At 68.0% G+C, this 15,151-nt stretch carries 16 protein-coding genes; 9 read left to right on the forward strand and 7 right to left on the reverse strand.

Features of this window, described 5'->3' with window-relative positions; translation table 11 throughout:
- A complete protein-coding gene (locus RIB98_08615) occupies positions 1–1,038 on the reverse strand; it encodes a helix-turn-helix transcriptional regulator (GenBank protein ID MEQ8841030.1) in 1,038 nt (345 codons plus the stop codon).
- A 125-nt stretch (positions 1,039–1,163) separates the two neighbouring features.
- Here RIB98_08615 and RIB98_08620 point away from each other — a divergent pair, with 125 nt between their 5' ends.
- Positions 1,164–2,258 carry a hypothetical protein gene (locus RIB98_08620; GenBank protein ID MEQ8841031.1) on the forward strand — a complete coding sequence of 365 codons (1,095 nt, stop codon included), beginning with the start codon at positions 1,164–1,166 and terminating at the stop codon, positions 2,256–2,258.
- On the opposite strand, the gene RIB98_08625 is transcribed toward RIB98_08620, so the two are convergent.
- Together RIB98_08625 and RIB98_08630 are read right to left on the reverse strand one after the other, a co-directional pair.
- Positions 2,246–2,986 (reverse strand): nitroreductase family protein, encoded by a 741-nt coding sequence (locus tag RIB98_08625; GenBank protein MEQ8841032.1) that lies wholly within the window; start codon positions 2,984–2,986, stop codon positions 2,246–2,248. The two genes, RIB98_08620 and RIB98_08625, sit on opposite strands and share 13 nt — an antisense overlap.
- Positions 2,983–4,011: a hypothetical protein gene (locus RIB98_08630; GenBank protein ID MEQ8841033.1), complete on the reverse strand. Its 1,029-nt coding sequence runs from the start codon at positions 4,009–4,011 to the stop codon at positions 2,983–2,985. The genes RIB98_08625 and RIB98_08630 overlap by 4 nt, the downstream gene beginning before the upstream one ends.
- A gap of 37 nt (positions 4,012–4,048) precedes the next feature.
- Here RIB98_08630 and RIB98_08635 point away from each other — a divergent pair, with 37 nt between their 5' ends.
- Entirely contained in the window at positions 4,049–5,218 is a 1,170-nt protein-coding gene (locus RIB98_08635; GenBank protein MEQ8841034.1) for a phosphotransferase, read from the forward strand.
- Between the two features lie 18 nt (positions 5,219–5,236).
- Here the strand turns inward: RIB98_08635 and RIB98_08640 are convergent, their stop codons facing one another.
- A complete protein-coding gene (locus tag RIB98_08640) occupies positions 5,237–5,746 on the reverse strand; it encodes a nuclear transport factor 2 family protein (GenBank protein MEQ8841035.1) in 510 nt (169 codons plus the stop codon).
- A gap of 21 nt (positions 5,747–5,767) precedes the next feature.
- Here RIB98_08640 and RIB98_08645 point away from each other — a divergent pair, with 21 nt between their 5' ends.
- Together RIB98_08645 and RIB98_08650 are read left to right on the forward strand one after the other, a co-directional pair.
- Positions 5,768–6,691, forward strand: a complete 924-nt coding sequence (locus tag RIB98_08645; protein ID MEQ8841036.1) for a TIGR03564 family F420-dependent LLM class oxidoreductase — start codon at positions 5,768–5,770, stop codon at positions 6,689–6,691.
- Entirely contained in the window at positions 6,688–7,545 is an 858-nt protein-coding gene (locus RIB98_08650; protein MEQ8841037.1) for an SDR family oxidoreductase, read from the forward strand. The genes RIB98_08645 and RIB98_08650 overlap by 4 nt, the downstream gene beginning before the upstream one ends.
- A gap of 13 nt (positions 7,546–7,558) precedes the next feature.
- Here RIB98_08650 and RIB98_08655 read toward each other — a convergent pair whose 3' ends face one another.
- Positions 7,559–8,500, reverse strand: a complete 942-nt coding sequence (locus RIB98_08655) for an SDR family NAD(P)-dependent oxidoreductase (protein ID MEQ8841038.1) — start codon at positions 8,498–8,500, stop codon at positions 7,559–7,561.
- Positions 8,497–9,831: an amidohydrolase family protein gene (locus RIB98_08660; GenBank protein MEQ8841039.1), complete on the reverse strand. Its 1,335-nt coding sequence runs from the start codon at positions 9,829–9,831 to the stop codon at positions 8,497–8,499. Before RIB98_08660 ends, RIB98_08655 begins: the two co-directional genes overlap by 4 nt.
- Before the next feature lie 175 nt (positions 9,832–10,006).
- Here RIB98_08660 and RIB98_08665 point away from each other — a divergent pair, with 175 nt between their 5' ends.
- Genes RIB98_08665 through RIB98_08685 form a run of 5 tightly spaced genes read left to right on the forward strand, consistent with a single transcriptional unit; the run spans position 10,007 to position 13,922 of the window.
- A complete protein-coding gene (locus RIB98_08665) occupies positions 10,007–10,873 on the forward strand; it encodes an NAD(P)-binding domain-containing protein (protein ID MEQ8841040.1) in 867 nt (288 codons plus the stop codon).
- Position 10,874: 1 nt separating this feature from the next.
- On the forward strand, positions 10,875–11,273 hold the full coding sequence (locus tag RIB98_08670; protein ID MEQ8841041.1) for a carboxymuconolactone decarboxylase family protein: 399 nt from the start codon (positions 10,875–10,877) through the stop codon (positions 11,271–11,273).
- On the forward strand, positions 11,270–12,217 hold the full coding sequence (locus RIB98_08675; GenBank protein MEQ8841042.1) for a TIGR03619 family F420-dependent LLM class oxidoreductase: 948 nt from the start codon (positions 11,270–11,272) through the stop codon (positions 12,215–12,217). Before RIB98_08670 ends, RIB98_08675 begins: the two co-directional genes overlap by 4 nt.
- A gap of 4 nt (positions 12,218–12,221) precedes the next feature.
- Complete coding sequence (locus tag RIB98_08680) at positions 12,222–13,052, forward strand: alpha/beta hydrolase (GenBank protein ID MEQ8841043.1); 831 nt, start codon at positions 12,222–12,224, stop codon at positions 13,050–13,052.
- Between the two features lie 6 nt (positions 13,053–13,058).
- Positions 13,059–13,922: an amidohydrolase family protein gene (locus RIB98_08685; GenBank protein MEQ8841044.1), complete on the forward strand. Its 864-nt coding sequence runs from the start codon at positions 13,059–13,061 to the stop codon at positions 13,920–13,922.
- Positions 13,923–13,926: 4 nt separating this feature from the next.
- Here RIB98_08685 and RIB98_08690 read toward each other — a convergent pair whose 3' ends face one another.
- Positions 13,927–15,147 (reverse strand): CoA transferase, encoded by a 1,221-nt coding sequence (locus tag RIB98_08690; GenBank protein ID MEQ8841045.1) that lies wholly within the window; start codon positions 15,145–15,147, stop codon positions 13,927–13,929.
- Positions 15,148–15,151: the final 4 nt, after the last annotated feature.

Below are 15,151 nucleotides of genomic sequence, written 5' to 3' on the forward strand. Positions count from 1 at the left end.
TCAGCCGAGCAGTCGACGGAGGGCGACCACCGCCGCGGTGCGACTGTCGACACCGAGTGAGCGAAAGACGCTCTCGAGGTGCTTCTTCACGGTTCCCTCGGCGACATCGAGGCTCCGGCCGAGTTGTGCGTTCGTGCCGCCGCTCTCCGCCAGCGCGATCGCGATCTCGGCCTGGCGTTGCGTGAGCCCCAGGTCGCGCAGCGGCGCGGTGTCCAGCTCCGTCGGTTCGATTCGTCGCACGGCGACCACCGTGGGACCGCACACGACCGGGTGCACGACACAACGCCAGATGTCGCCGCCGATCACGACGTCGTGACTCGTCGCCGCCGCATCGTCCTCGTCGATCCCGTCGGTCCCCAGCAGCAGTGCGACGACTTCCTCGGGCATCCGTTCGCCCGCTCGCAACGGTGACGAGAGTTCGGCCGACGAAGTCGCCTCGATCACGCCGTCGGAACGCACGGTGACCACCGCCCAGCGATCGCGGTCGGCCTCGGCCGCCATCGCCCGAGACCGGTCGTCGTGCAGGACCATGCGGTGGTGCATGGCGAGGTGGCCCTCCAGCGAGTTGAGTACCTCGACGTCGCGGTCGCTGAACTCGCCCTCGTCCGGGGACCGGTTGAGGGCGTAGCCCACGGTGACGTCCGACGGCGAGGGCAGCGACATGACCATCTGGTAGCGGACCCCCATCGGCCGGTAGAACTCCCGGTACAACGTGGTCCCGATGATGTCGTCGTCGGCGTCACAGAACCGCTGGGCCCCGTGGCCGATGGGGCCACCCAGGTCGTCGATGAGTGGATGCTCGTGCATGTTGCGGTCGAAGGCGGGCTTGAGCCGAGCCATCAACGCCTCGTCGGGCACCGGCACCATGACGTACCGGAAGTCGCCCGTGGCCCAGGCGAGGTCGTTGAACGAGGCACTGGTGCAGTGGACGAGTCGGCGCAGCAGGGCGAGCACGTCGGCGAAGTCGGGCACCGGTGTCGCCACCAGGAGGTTGGCCGCGTCCAGCACGGCAAGAGTGTCGTCAGGATCGAGGGCCACGGTCCGCCGACGCTATCTACGTCGAATGACGTATGGCGAAACCCCTTCGAGCTGTCGAACATGATGGCGGGCCGCGAGTGTCCCGGCGCTGCGTCGCCGGGTCTTGCCGATGATCGAGGTGGCCAGTGAAACGAACGAACCGAAGCCCGCTCCTGGTGATCGCCGTCGCGGCGGCGCTCTGCGTTGCCGCAGCCTCGTGTGGCGATTCGTCCGACGAGCCGTCGGGCGCGCCGCCGATCGATACGTCCACCGATGGGGGCGAGACCGACACGACACTCGATGCGCCGCCGGATACCACCGACGGCGGGAGCGACGCCGACCCGACCGAGGCCGCGGATGTACTCGCTCCGGTCGCCACTTTCCCCATCGACGACGGCGAACTGATCAACTCGTTGGCCGTCTCCCCCGACGGCGCGACGATCGCCGTGTCGTTGCAGGAAGCCCTCGGCGAGCCCGTGACGATTCGGCTCTACGACGCCCTGACGGGTGAGGCCGGCGCGGAGACAACGTTCGATGCGATCGGCATTCGCCCGCTCTACTGGATGGCCGACAATCGTGTGGTGGCCGTCGACGAGGTCGACCTGCTCTGGCACAGCTTCGACGGCGAAACGCTCGACGAGTTCCCGGCCCAGCCCTTCGAGTACGACTGTCGGTCGACCGAAGTCGATCTGATCGCCGGCTACGCCTACTCGATCGTCGAGAACGAGAGCGCTGTGTGCCGGACCGATCCCGACACCGGTGAGATGGTGCGCACCGCCCCCGGCACCGTGACCGACGTCGAGTCGATCTGGGCTCGACCCGGGACCGGCGAGGTTCTGGTGGCGCACTACCCCGATCCCGACGGTCCACTCGAACTTCTCGCCCTCGATGGTGCCGAAATGGCCGCCGGCGAATCGACCGCCCTGGCCTTCGGCGACCAGGTGCGAGCGGTCGGCGCGACGACCTGGGTCGACTACTTCGAGCCGCGCGAGTCACTTCTGCAGCCAGGGTCCCTGCCCGCACCCGACATCCGCGACACGTTGTGGGAGAGCACGGCCGGCACGTACTTCGTCTCGGGCAACGGCAACGACGACAGCATCTACATCGACGCCGCCGACGGCACTGTGGTCGGCACCACGGCTGCCGCATGGAACCCCGCCCTCTTCCTCGGCTGGTCGGCCGACGACTCGGTCATGCTCCGGCTCGGTCTCGACTATCAGATCGAGCGCTACGAGTTCTGAGCATCGGGGGCGCTCGGCGGACCCGCTCGGGTGTGCCGGGTGCCGGCGGGGTCGACGGCCCAATCGGCCGGGGAGCCCCACACCCCTTCGTAGACGAGCTCGGACAGCGGCACCCGACGAACGGGTCCGTGTGACCCCTCGGGCCTGCCCAGGGTGATCGTGGCGGCGATCGTCGCGTCGTCCGGAAGCTCGAGCAGCGCGGCGAGTTCGTCGTGCACGTGGGCGTGCCACATCGTGAGCACCCCGCCGTAGCCGAGTCCTCGTGCCGCGAGGAGCAGGTTCTGGCACGCGGGGTAGATCGATGCGCCCTCGGTCGGGTTCGGTGGACGGACCCGGACCAGGCAGGGCAGCACGAGCACGGGGACCCGGTCGATCTCGTCGACGTAGCGCTCCATCGAGCGGGCCATACGAGCCTTGGGGGAGTCCGGGTCGTTGCCCGATCCGCGGTCGTACCCTTCGCGGGCTCGTTTGGCCGCCCACACGGTGCGGGCGCCCTGACCGATGAGGGCCTTCGCTTCGGCCGCGACCGGACCGTCTCGCAACACGATGAACCGGAACGGTTGCCGATTGGATCCGCTGGGCGCCCGGGTGGCCGCGAAGAGCATGTCCCGCAGCACCGAGTCGGGGACCGGATCGTCGGTGTAGCGCCGGATCGACCGGGTGGTCGTGAGCCCTTCGAGCAGTCCGACGGTGTCGGCGGCGACCGGACGGTCGCGTGGCGAGGTCACGCGCCGTCCGGCGGGGAGGACTGAAGCGACGCGCCGTCTCTGCTGAGACCCACGCCTTCGAAGAAGTGTCGCGGGTTGTCGTGGGTGAGTCGGTGGATGTCGTCGTCGCCCACGCCGAGGTCGGTCAGCTTCGGGACGATCTCCTCGTCGAATCGGGTGGGCACGAACTGCTCGGCGATGCGGGAGCGCAGGGCGACCGGCCACGGGTTGCCCTTCCAGCACCAGACCGAATCGTGTGACACCACGATCCGGTCGCCGGCGCCGGCCGCGACGAGACGGGCGAGGGCCGCGGCGCGGTCGTCGTCGGCGACGGTGGGGATGCCGAATCGGTCGAACCCGAGATAGCTACCGCCGCCCGCGATGCGCAGGTGGTAGTCGGTGTCGGTCGACCCGCAGGAGTGACCGATGACGATGCGACGGGCCGGTACGCCGGCCTCGACCAGCACCGTCTGTTGGAGGTCGCCGAGGGTGCCGTCCTCGGTGTGGGTGGTGACCGGAACCCCGGTTGCCACCGATGCCCGTGCGGCGGCGGCGAACACGGCGGACTCGTGCGTCGTGATCGAGCCGAGGCCCGTGCCGACCTTGATGATGCCGGGGCGAACGCCTGTCGTCCCGATGCCCTCGGTCAACTCGGCGATGAAGAGGTCGGTCATCACCGCGCTGATGTCCTCGAAGCGGGCTCGGAAACCCCAGTGCGCGTGGCCGCCCTCGTGCTCCTTGTAGAGCCCGGTCGCGCAGATGATGTTGAATCCGGTGGCCTCGGCGACGGCGACCATCAACTCGATGTCGCGGCCGAGGTCGTTGGGGCACGGGTCGATCATCGAGGAGTAGCCGAGCGCCTTGAGTCGCTCGACATGGTCCACGCAGACCCGTGTCGCCTCGGCTCGGTCGAACGGCTCGTCGGTGGCCGACTCCCATCCCGGGTAGCCGATGGCGAGGTGTTCGTGCATCAGGGTACGGCCGAGTTCGTGCGGGGCGATCGGCCCGGTCACGGTCTGGATGGTGGGTGGCGGCGCTGCGCTCATGAGGGTCACGGTAGGCGAACCATTAACCTTCGCACTCGTGCCGACCTTCATCCCTTCCTCGCCGGCCGACATCACGCCCGAGTGGGTCACCGAGACGATGCGATCCGCCGGCGTTCTCCCCGCCGGAGAAGTGACGGCGGTCGTGGTCTCCGATCTGGGCGGCGGCGGCACCGGATTCACCGGCGACACGGTGAGGGTGACGCTGAACTACGACGGGGACGGCGAAGGGCCGGCGTCGGTGATCGCGAAGTTCCCGACGAGTGACCGTCAGACCCGGGGGATGCTCGAGCAGTTCGACGCCTATGCCCGTGAGATCCGGTTCTACCGACACTTCGCGCACCGGATGCCCTGTCCGGTGCCGGGTTTTCTCGGCGCCGATTTCGACGAGAAGGGGGCCCGCAGCACCGGTCCCCGCATGTCGAAGCTCATCGACGCGTTGCCCGATCGAGTGCAGCTCGCGGTCACCTACGACGTCACGAAATTCATGCGGGCCACCACCCGTCGCTACGCGCTGCTGATCGAGGATCTCGGCGCGGCGACCACGGTCCACGACATGACGGAGCCGCCGAGCGTCGATGGTGTGCGCCGGGCCCTCGAGACACTGGCCGCGGTGCACGCCGAGTTCTGGGACGACCCGTCCCTCGCCGGCGACCCGGCCTTTCGACCGATCCTCACGACCACGCCCGGCCTCTACCGCACGGTCGGTCACAAGCGCTGTCTGCCGATGGCACAGACTCGGTGGCGCGACTGGCTCACCGACGAACAGGTCGGGTTGATACGCGAGTCACTCGACCGTTTCGCCGAGGATGTCGCGATCATCAACGAGCCACTCACGCTCATCCACGGCGACCCTCGCTCCGACAACATCTTGTTCCGCGACGACGGTCAGCCGGTGTTGCTCGACTGGGCGCTCACGGGCAATGCCCACCCGGGATTCGACGTCGGCTATCTGCTGTCGAGCTGTCTCACCGTCGAGCAGGCCGACGATCGCAACGGCCTCGTCGCCGACTACGAAGCCGCGCTCGCCGGTCAGGGTGTGACGACCGATGGACGACAACTCCGCACCGTGATCGACTCGACCTATCGGGCGCTGGCGGTGCAGCAGCTGATGAGCATCGTGGTGCTCAACAACGAGAGCTACGGCGACGCCGGCATCTACGACCTGTGGATGCCCAGGCTTCTCGCCGGTCTCGCCACCGACTGGTAGTCGTCCCGCCCGTCCGGATCAGCCGATGTCGCGGAGCCCGATCTCGGGCAGCGGGAACACGGTGAGGTCGTCGGTCTCGTCACCGACGTTGGTGCGGGCGTAGGACTGGTAGCGGCGCCGGGCGAACCACCAGCGGCCGTCGTCGTCTCGATCGAACCGATCGTGGTACACGCCGTAGACGTCGGCCCGGGTGCCGCCGGCGATGAACTGGCGGGCCTCCTGCATGTACATGCGCGCTCCCGCCTCGCCGGCGGCTGCGTCGATCTCCATCACCGTGTTGAGGATGACGAACTCGAAGAAGTCGAACTGCCGGAGTTGGTCGCCGATGAAGTCACCGATGGCCTGCGGTCCGTCGAAGTCGATGGCTCGGTCGATGACATCGACCGTGACGACGCAGTCCGGTCGCATGATCTCGTGGAGTTCGGGCCAGTCGCGTCGTGTGACGATGTCGGCGTAGCGGTTCTGGAGTCGCCGGATCGCCGTGTAGGCGATCATCTCGGCCACGTCGTTCTCGTGCGGGGTCGGCATGGGCCGTACGGTAGGCCGCCCATGCGGATCGGTATCAATTACTCCAACACCACCATGATCGACTCGCTCGAGCCGGTGCTCGAGTCGGCCCGGCAGTGCGACGCCGACGGGTTCGCGCACTGGTGGCTTCCCCAGGCCGGCTATCTCGATGCCCTCACGATCTTCGGCGCCGTCGCCGAGGCCGCGCCGCGGATCGAGATGGGCACGGCGGTCATCCCGACCTGGCTCTACCCGCCGCACACGCTCGCCGCGAAGGCACTCACCACTGTCGCCCTCATCGGCGACCGGCTGACCCTGGGCGTCGGCCTCTCCCATCAGGCGGTGGTCGAGAAACGACTGCGGATGACGTGGGCGAAGCCGATTCGCCATGCGATCGACTACCTGTCCGTCCTCGGGGCGATGCTCGACGACGGCCAGGTCGACTACGACGGCGAGATCCACGCAGCCAACGGTCGCTACGCGATGTTCACCGAGCACCGACCGTCGGTACTGCTCGGTGCGCTGGGTCCACAGATGTTGGGCGTCGCCGGGCGGCAGACCGACGGCACGATCACCTGGCTCACCGGACCTCGCACGATCCGCGACCACATCGCGCCGACCCTGCGGGCCGCGGCCGAGAAGGCGGAGCGACCCGCGCCGCGCATCGTGGCGAGCCTGATCGTCACCGTCACCGACGACGAGCAGGGCGTGCGGGAACGCCACGCAACGAACCTGGCCGGCTACGGGTCGCTGCCCACGTACCGCGCCATGCTCGACCGAGAGGGAGTGGAGGACCCCGGCCAGGTCTGCCTCGTCGGCGACGAGTCGTCGGTCCGTGAGCAACTCGCGGTCGTCGCCGCCGCCGGCGCCACCGACTTCGCTGCGGTCGAGGTCGGTACCAACCCCGAAGAGAAACAACGGACGAGGGCACTGCTCAAGGCGGTCGCCTCGGAAGGAGCCCCATGACCAGCCAGACACCCGCGCAGGTCCCGCCCATCGAGGACTGGAACCGGCTCCTCGACGGGCGGGTCGCCGTCGTGACCGGTGGCGGCGACGGCATCGGTGGTGCGATCAGCCGGCTCTTCGCCGAGCACGGTGCCATCGTCGAGGTCGCGGAGATCGACCCGGCCCGGGCCGAACAGGCGGTGGCCGACATCACCGGGGCCGGTGGCACGGCGCGGGCCCACGTCGTGGACGTCCGCCGCATGGACGACGTGCAACGCCTTCGTGATGCCGTGCTCGCCGACCACCCGGCCCCCGACGTGCTGGTCAACAACGTGGGCGACTATCGCCCCATCCTGCGCTTCCATGACTCGACGCCCGAGTCGTGGAACGAGATGTACGAGGTCAACTTCCTGCACGCGGTGCAGGTCACCCAGGCCTTTCTCCCGTCGATGATCGCCAACGGTGGCGCGTCGATCGTCAACCTTCACTCGGTCGAGGGAATGCGGGGCTATCCGGGTGACCCGGTCTATGGCGCGATGAAGGCGGCCATGGCGCACTTCACGACCTGCCTGGCGGCCGGCTACGGCCGCAAGGGGATTCGGGCCAACGGCATCGGACCCGACGTCACCCAGACACCACAGGTCGACTACCTCACCGGCTACGAGGATGCCGACGACCTGTGGGAATCGTGGGCGCCGGTCGGCCGGCTCGGGTGGCCCGACGACCCGGCGCGCGTCGCGCTGTTCCTGGCCAGCGACATGTCGTCGTTCGTCACCGGCCACAACATCCCGGTCGACGGCGGCACGAAGGCCGGTGGTGGCTGGTTCTACAGCCCGACGGCCAAGCGGTTCGTCAATCGTCCGAAGACGCTCTGAGCGAGCCGGGTCCTCAGATGGGCATGCCGTGGTGGGGTGGCACGTCGAGCGCGCCGACGGCGTCGGCGCGGCGATGCAGCAGGGCCACGGTGTCGCCGAGATCCATCGTGATGATGTAGCGCCGGGCCGCCGTCTCGGCGACGACGTGATCGCCCTGCGCGTCGAGGTCGGCTTCCCGCACCACGCGTCCGGACTTCTCGAGCATCGACTTCATCTCGTCGAAGGTCATGCTCTTTCGGCCGGTGCCCTGACCGACGCGCTGGAGCTCGTCGGGACGGTTGCGACTGGCGGTGAACAGACCGGTGCGCTGCAATCCTCCGGAGGGGTAGAACACCGATGCTCGGAGCTGTGTGTCCTCCATCACGAGATTGTGGTGGAGTGCTTCGGTGAAGCAGCTCACTGCGGCTTTCGAGGCGGCGTAGACCGATGCGGTGGGCACCGGCGCGAAGCCTCCGTCGCCGGACGAGGTGTTGATCACCTGACCCGGTTCGCCGCCTTCGAGCATGCGGGGCACGAATTCCGATGTGCAGATCGCGGTGCCGAAGACGTTCACCCCGAAGCACCAACGCCAGTCGTTGGGCTCCTGTTGCCAGGGCTTGCCGCCGCCGCCGGAGGTGACCCCGGCGTTGTTGTAGAGCAGATTGACCTTGCCGTGCCGTTCGTAGACCTGGTCGGCCAGCGCCTTGACCGAGGCCTCATCGGTGATGTCGGTGCGCACGCCCGAGACGGTCGCGCCGGCGGTACCCATCGCCGAGAACTCCTCGACGGTCGCGTCGATGGTGTCGTTTTCGATGTCGGCGATCACGACCGAGGACCCGGCTCGCAGCAGGGCACCGACGATGCCCTTGCCGATGCCGCCGGCGCCGCCGGTGACGACGGCGACGGTGCCCTCGATGTCGATGTCGGCGATCTCGTCGGGAGCGCTGCCGTCTGGGGTTGATCCGTCGTCGCTCACGCGACCTCCTGCACCTGGTTGAGGGGGTTCATGCCCGGGCAGCCCTTGGCCCGCTCGGGTATTTCGGCATAGTCGATGGGTGTCTCGACGAACTCCTTCGTCGGACAGAACTGCTCGGCGAGGGGCCGCAACGCGTCGAGATCGAAGTTGTAGATCTTGGCGGCGTTGTCGGTGAGCATCGTCGTGGTCTCTTCACGCGTCATCTGGGCGAAGGTCAGCCGCAGGTGCTCGTGGGTGTGGGGGTACGAGCCCTCGATGTGGGGATAGTCCGACCCCCACATGACGCGATCGATGCCGACCTCGCGGGCGATCTCGGCTTCGGCTGGGCGAAGGAACGACGCACCGATGTAGCACTGGCGTTCGAAGTACTCCGACGGGGTGAGCGACATCTGGGCGACGGCCTGGCCACCGAAGATCGACTCGGAGCCGTATTTCGAGTGCTTCATCCGGTGGTGGAAGCTGTCGAGCTTGGCCAGCGTGTCGGGCACCCAGGCGGTACCGGTCTCGGTGATCACGTAGGGCATGTCCGGGTAGCGCTCGAACACGCCGGAGAACATCAGGTGCCACAGGGCCCGCTGCGTCCACCACTGCACCTCGAGCATGAACATGGCGAGCGACGCGGGGAAGTGGTTGCCGTAGTTCGGTGTGGCGCCGCCGGCGTGATGGTTGAGCGGCATGCCGGCGGCGGCCGCGGCGGCCCAGATCGGCTCGTAGGCGGCCGAGTACAGCGGCTCGAAGGGCGAGTCGGGCGGGGCGCCCGGCACGAGGATGCCCCCGCGCAGGCCCTGCTCGGCCGCCCACTCGATCTCCTTGACCGAACCCTCGACGTCGCCGAGGAAGATCTGGATGATGCCGGCCCGACGTTCGGGTGCTTCGCTCACGAAGTCCGCGAGCCAGCGATTGTGGGCACGAAGGCCGGCCCAGCGGTTCTCGAAGTTGTCGCTGTAGGGCGGCGCTTCGAACGACGTGGCGGCGGGCGGCGAGAACGGGGGCTGCGTGTTGGGGAAGAGGACCGCGGCGATCACGCCGTCTTCCTCCTGCTCGCGCAGCCGCTTGGCCGAGTCGAAGTTGCGATATCCGAACTCGTCGGGATCACCGTCGACACCCACCTCCATGGGGGTGCGCTCCATGTCCTTGAACAGTTCCTTGCGGCGCTCGTGGTCCTCCTGCATGAAGGCGGCCCAACGGTCGAACTCGTCGAGGTACTTCGCATCCAGGTAGGGCCGATACCCCAGCAGGTCGGCACCGCAGTGGGTGTCCGCACTGATCACGATGTGGTGAGAGGAGTCGTGGCTCGAGGATGTGTGGTGAGAGGTCTCGGGGGAGCTCATGTGCACAGTCTGCCGCGAACCACCTCCCGAAACGAAACCGCAGTTGGGACGCTGGGGTCAGACCCCCGTCCCAACTTGGCGGTGTGGAAGTGGGGGAGCGGGCCATGGGCGACTGATTCCCGGCGGGCGGGCCGCGGGAACTACGTTGACGGCGGACACTCTCGAAGGAGCAGGCGTGGGCGCGACGGTCGGATACATCGGATTGGGTGCGATGGGCGGAGCCATGGCCGGGCGCCTGGCCGAGAGCGGATTCGACCTCAGGGTGTTCGACCTGAGCACCGACGCCGTCGCTGCCGCGGTCGCCAAGGGCGCGGTGGCCGCCGCGTCGGGCGCGGCGCTCGCCGGGGAGTGCGCCCACATCAGCATCTGCGTGCCCGACGATGCCGCCGTGATGGAGGTGGTCACCGGCGAGAAGGGCATCCTCGAGTCGTGTGCCGCAGGTGCGACCATCGCGGTGCACTCGACCGTGCATCCCCACACCGTGCGCGATCTCGCCGTGCTCGCAGCTGAAAGGGGTGTCGCCGTATTCGACGCCGGTGTGGCCGGCGGGGCGGCGGCGGCGGAGGTCGGCGATCTGTCGATCATGGTCGGCGTGCCCGAAGGCGGTCTCACCGATGTCGCCCGCAGCGTGCTCGATTGCTGTGGCGGTGCGGTGTTCGAGGCCGGGCCGGTGGGCGCGGGCATGGCCATGAAGGTCGCCTTCAACGTGATGACCTACTTCCAGCAAGCCGCCGTGAGTGCGGCCCACCAGGTCGTGGTGAGCGAGGGCAGCGACCCGGAGCAACTGCTCGCGGCCTGGCGTCACGTCGGCCAACTGGGGACGTTGTCCGAGCGGTTCTTCCCGCTCGTCACGATGGCGGCCGACACGAAGGTCGGCGACTTCGGTTCGTTCCTCGACAGCAACATCTATCTCGCCGAGAAGGACCTCGAACTCGCTGCGAGTCTCGGTCGGGAGTCGGGTCGGCCGATGCCGGTCGTCGAGACGGTGCGCGATTCGATGCGACTCGTCTACGGAATGCCCGCCAACGAGGAGGAGAGCTGAGATGCCCCATCAGGTCGATCCGGAGAAGTGGGCCCGCGGGGCCGCGAAGATGGAGGACGTCTACCAGGGCGTCGTGCCGGTCGTGCCGCAGGGCTTCATGGACTTCGCCGACATCATGACCGAGGACCTCTTCGGTGCGGTGTGGACCCGCGACGCGCTCGACGTGCGCGATCGGCGGCTCATCATCATGGGTGTCATCGCCGCCATCGGTGGGACACAAACCTGGAAGATCCAGTGTCTGGCGGGGTTGCGGCGCGGTGACTTCGACGAGCACGAGCTCCGCGAGGTGCTCATCCAGGCCACCCCGTACGTCGGCTACCCGCGGGCCGCCGAGTTCACCGTCATCACCGAGGAAGCCATCACCGAACACCAGCGCGAGAGCAAGAGGGACGACAAGTGAGCGCGATCAACGCCGGCGACGGTTGGACCCACGGAATCCAGCTGCCGATCCAGACCCTGACCCGCACCCTGGTCGACCCCTGGGAGGACGCCGCCTCGGTCGACGATCTCGTGGCGATCGCCAAGCGCTGCGACGAGCAGCACTACGACTTCGTCGGCGTCTGTGACCATGTCGCGATTCCCGACAACGAGTACGCGTCGCGGATGACCACCACCTGGTACGACACCGTTGCGACCCTCGGGTTCCTGGCCGCGCACACGAAGGACGTACGGCTCCTGTCGGTCGTGTGGATTGCCGCCTATCGCCATCCGCTGCAGACCGCGAAGGCGTTCGGCACCCTCGACCATCTGTCCGGAGGGCGGGCCATCCTCGGCGCCGGCGCCGGCCATGTGGAGGCGGAATTCGAGGCGCTCGGCGTCGACTTCAGCACCCGGGGCAAGCGACTGGACGAGACGCTCGATGCCGTGCGCGGGGCCTTCGCCGACACCTACGTCTCCCACGAGGGCGACTTCTACTCGTACGCCGACGTGGGCGTGGCGCCCCAGCCCGCCGGCGACCTGCCCATCTGGATCGGTGGGAGCGGAAAGGCGGCCTGGCGTCGCACCGGGCGAGTCGGTGACGGCTACATCCCGATGGGGAACCAGAAGGAGCAGTACGGCGAGATCGTCGACACCATCCGGTCGTCGGCGGCCGCCGCTGGTCGACCCGACGCCGGGTTCGACATCGGCTACATGCCCCCGTGGGCGTACCTGTTGGGCGACGTGCCCGAGGGTGTGATGGCGTTGACCGGCGGCGTCGAGCCGCTGGCCGAGGACATCCGGGCGGCCCGTGAAGTGGGGGCCAACACCATCCATCTGAAGTTCCGGGCCCGCGACCTGCCCGAGTACCTCGACCAGATCGACGCCTTCGCCGAGCAGGTCGTCCCGCTGGTGAACGAGAGTTGAGGACATGTCGCTGCCGGATCTGACGAAGACGTTCGAGGTCGAGGGATTCAGCCTGGCCTGGGACGAATGGGGGAGTGGCGACGGACCACCGCTCGTCCTGATCCACGGCTTCTCCGGTTCGGCCCACGACTTCGCGCTGCACATCCCGACGCTGGCCCAGCATCGGCGGGTGCTGGCCATCGATCATCGCGGCCACGGTCGGTCGACGAACTCGCTCGACGAGGCCACCTACACGGTCGACCATATTCTCGACGACGTCATCGACTGGCTCGCCCACACGATCGACGGTCCGGTCGACATGCTCGGCCACTCGATGGGTGGCGCGGTCGCTCTGCGCTTCGCCCTCGCCCGACGCGACCTGCTGAACTCCATGATCCTGATGGACACGACGGCGGGGAAGTTCGGTACGGACGACCCGGCCGTCGCCGAGATGATCGTCGGCTACTTCTCGTCGATCACCGTGGACACCTCGATGGATGGCGGCCCCGTCACTGCCGAGACACCGCTGATCGAGTCCGCCACCCCCGCCGACTGGCAGGCTCGCAAGGCGGAGTTGAGCTCGGCCTTCGACCCGATGGCGTGTCGGGCGCTCGGACTTGCGCTCTTCGCCGACAAACTCCAACCGGTCGATCACCTGCTCGGCGACATCGACATTCCGGTTACGGTTATCGCCGGTGAGCACGACCACCCGTTCGTCGATCAGGCCCAGCAAATGGCCGACGAGCTCGGCGACGGACAGTGCGTGATCATCGACGGTGCCCATCACTCGCCCCAGCTCACTCATCAGGCCGAGTGGTTGGCTGCGGTCGAGGCCCATCTCGCTCGCGTTGCGTAACCGACCGTGAGTCGCCCGAGGGACGTCGCCGCGATCGACACGCTGATCGGGTTCCGCTCGCCGGCCGATGTCGATCGCAACCCGGCCAACGTCCGCCCGTCGCAGCGAGGCGTCGATCACCCGGCCGACTACATGTATCGCGACATCCCTGCCTCCTCCGGGGTCGACGACGACGAGAGAGCGATGATCGCCGGCACGTTGGCGGCGATGGACGCGAACGGGGTCGGCGTGGGACTCATCACGCTCGGCCATCCTGCGGCCATCCCGGCGGCGGTCGCATTTCCCGACCGGTTCGTGCTCGCCACCCAGGTCGACGTCCACGACGTCATGGGGTCGGTGCGTCAGATCCGCACCGATCGCGCCGCCCACGACGTGCGGGCGGTCGGCGCGTTCCCGGCCGGCACCTCACCACCGCTCGCCATCGACGACGCGCACTGGTATCCGGTCTATGCGACCTGCGTCGAACTCGGCCTCCCCTTCTTCGTGACGGCGGGTGTGCCGGGGCCACGGGTCCCGATGATCAGCCAACTCGTCGAGGGCATCGACCGGGTGATGTACGACTTTCCGGAGCTGGTCATGGTGCTGCGTCACGGCGCCGAGCCATGGGCTGAGCTCGCGGTGAAGCTCATGCTCAAGTGGCCGGGACTCCACTACTCGACATCGGCCTTTGCGCCGAAGCACTACCCCGCGGCGATCATCGACTACGCCAACACACGAGGGACCGAGAAGGTGCTCTACGGCGGCTACCACCCGTTTGCACTGGAGCTCGACCGGATCTTCGCGGAGATGGACGACGTGCCGTTCCGCGACCATGTCTGGGAGCCGTTCCTGCGGGGCAATGCGGCCCGCATCCTCGGACTCCCGGCGTGAGCGGCTAGGTGACCGCGCCCTTCACCTTGAGGTCGATCACGTCCTCCATGTCCATGCCGAGGTCGCCGGTGAGGATCTCGTCGCCGTGCTCGTTGAAACCCGGTGCGCGCCCGACCGGCGACGCTGAACCGTTGAACTGCACCGGTGTGGTCACGAGCTTGAACGGCACGCCGGCCGCGTTCTCGAGGTCCTGGACGTAGTCGTTGGCGACGGACTGGGGGTCGTCGATGATCTCGAGCGAGTCGAGCACGGGTGTCCACTGCCCGTCGAAGTCGGCCAGATCGCGACGCACCTCGTCGAGGGTGCGGGTGACGATGAACTCGTCGACCACCGCCTTGGCCTCGGCCGCGTTCGCGGTGAGGCTCTCGTGCGTCGAGAAGCGCTCGTCGCCGATCAGTTCCTCGCGTCCGATCACCCGGCAGAAGCTCTGCCAGTACTTCAGCGGCTGAAGGCAGGTGATGTTGATCATGCGCCCGTCGGCGGTGGGGAACGTGCCGAGCAGCGGGTTGAAGGTCATGCCGCTGAGGTCGAAGGGCCGCCACGCAGATCCGTTGACATGACTCATGGCGATGCCCGATGCCATCGCCCACATGCCTGTGGCCAGGAGCGACACCTCGAGCGACTGGGGCTCGCCGGTGCGCTCCCGCTTCAGCAACGCGGCGCTGATGCCGCCGGCGATGGTCATGGCGCCCATCGAGTCGCCGTAGGCCGGCCCCGGCTGGTTGGGCATGCGTTCGTCGTCGACGAACCATGCGCCCATCGCCGCCCCGGATCGGCACCAGAACGAGGTCATGTCGTAGCCGCCGCGGTCGCCCTCGGGGCCCTTCGGCCCCCACGCCGTGCCGGCCGCGTAGACGATCGACGGATTGTGGGCGCGTACCTCGGCCTCGGTGATCTGCAGCCGTTCGCGCACTGTGGGGGGCTTGTTGACCAGGAACACATCACTGATGGCGATGAGTCGATGGAGCACCGAGAGACCGTCGGGATGCTGCAGGTCGAGGCCGAGACTGCGTTTGCCGCGATTGGCGTGCTCCATGATCGCGTGCACGTCGCCCGACAGGTCGACCGCGCCACTCTGGCCGAGACCGCGCGCCGCGTCGCCGCGCACGGCGTGCTCGATCTTGACCACGTCGGCGCCCCAGTCCGACAGGATCGCTGAGGCCGCGGGCACGAAGGTGTGATCGGCGACCTCGAGGATGCGAATTCCGTCCATGACTCCACTCATGGCC

It is taken from the genome of Acidimicrobiales bacterium (assembly GCA_040219515.1).
GTDB lineage: Bacteria > Actinomycetota > Acidimicrobiia > Acidimicrobiales > Aldehydirespiratoraceae > JAJRXC01.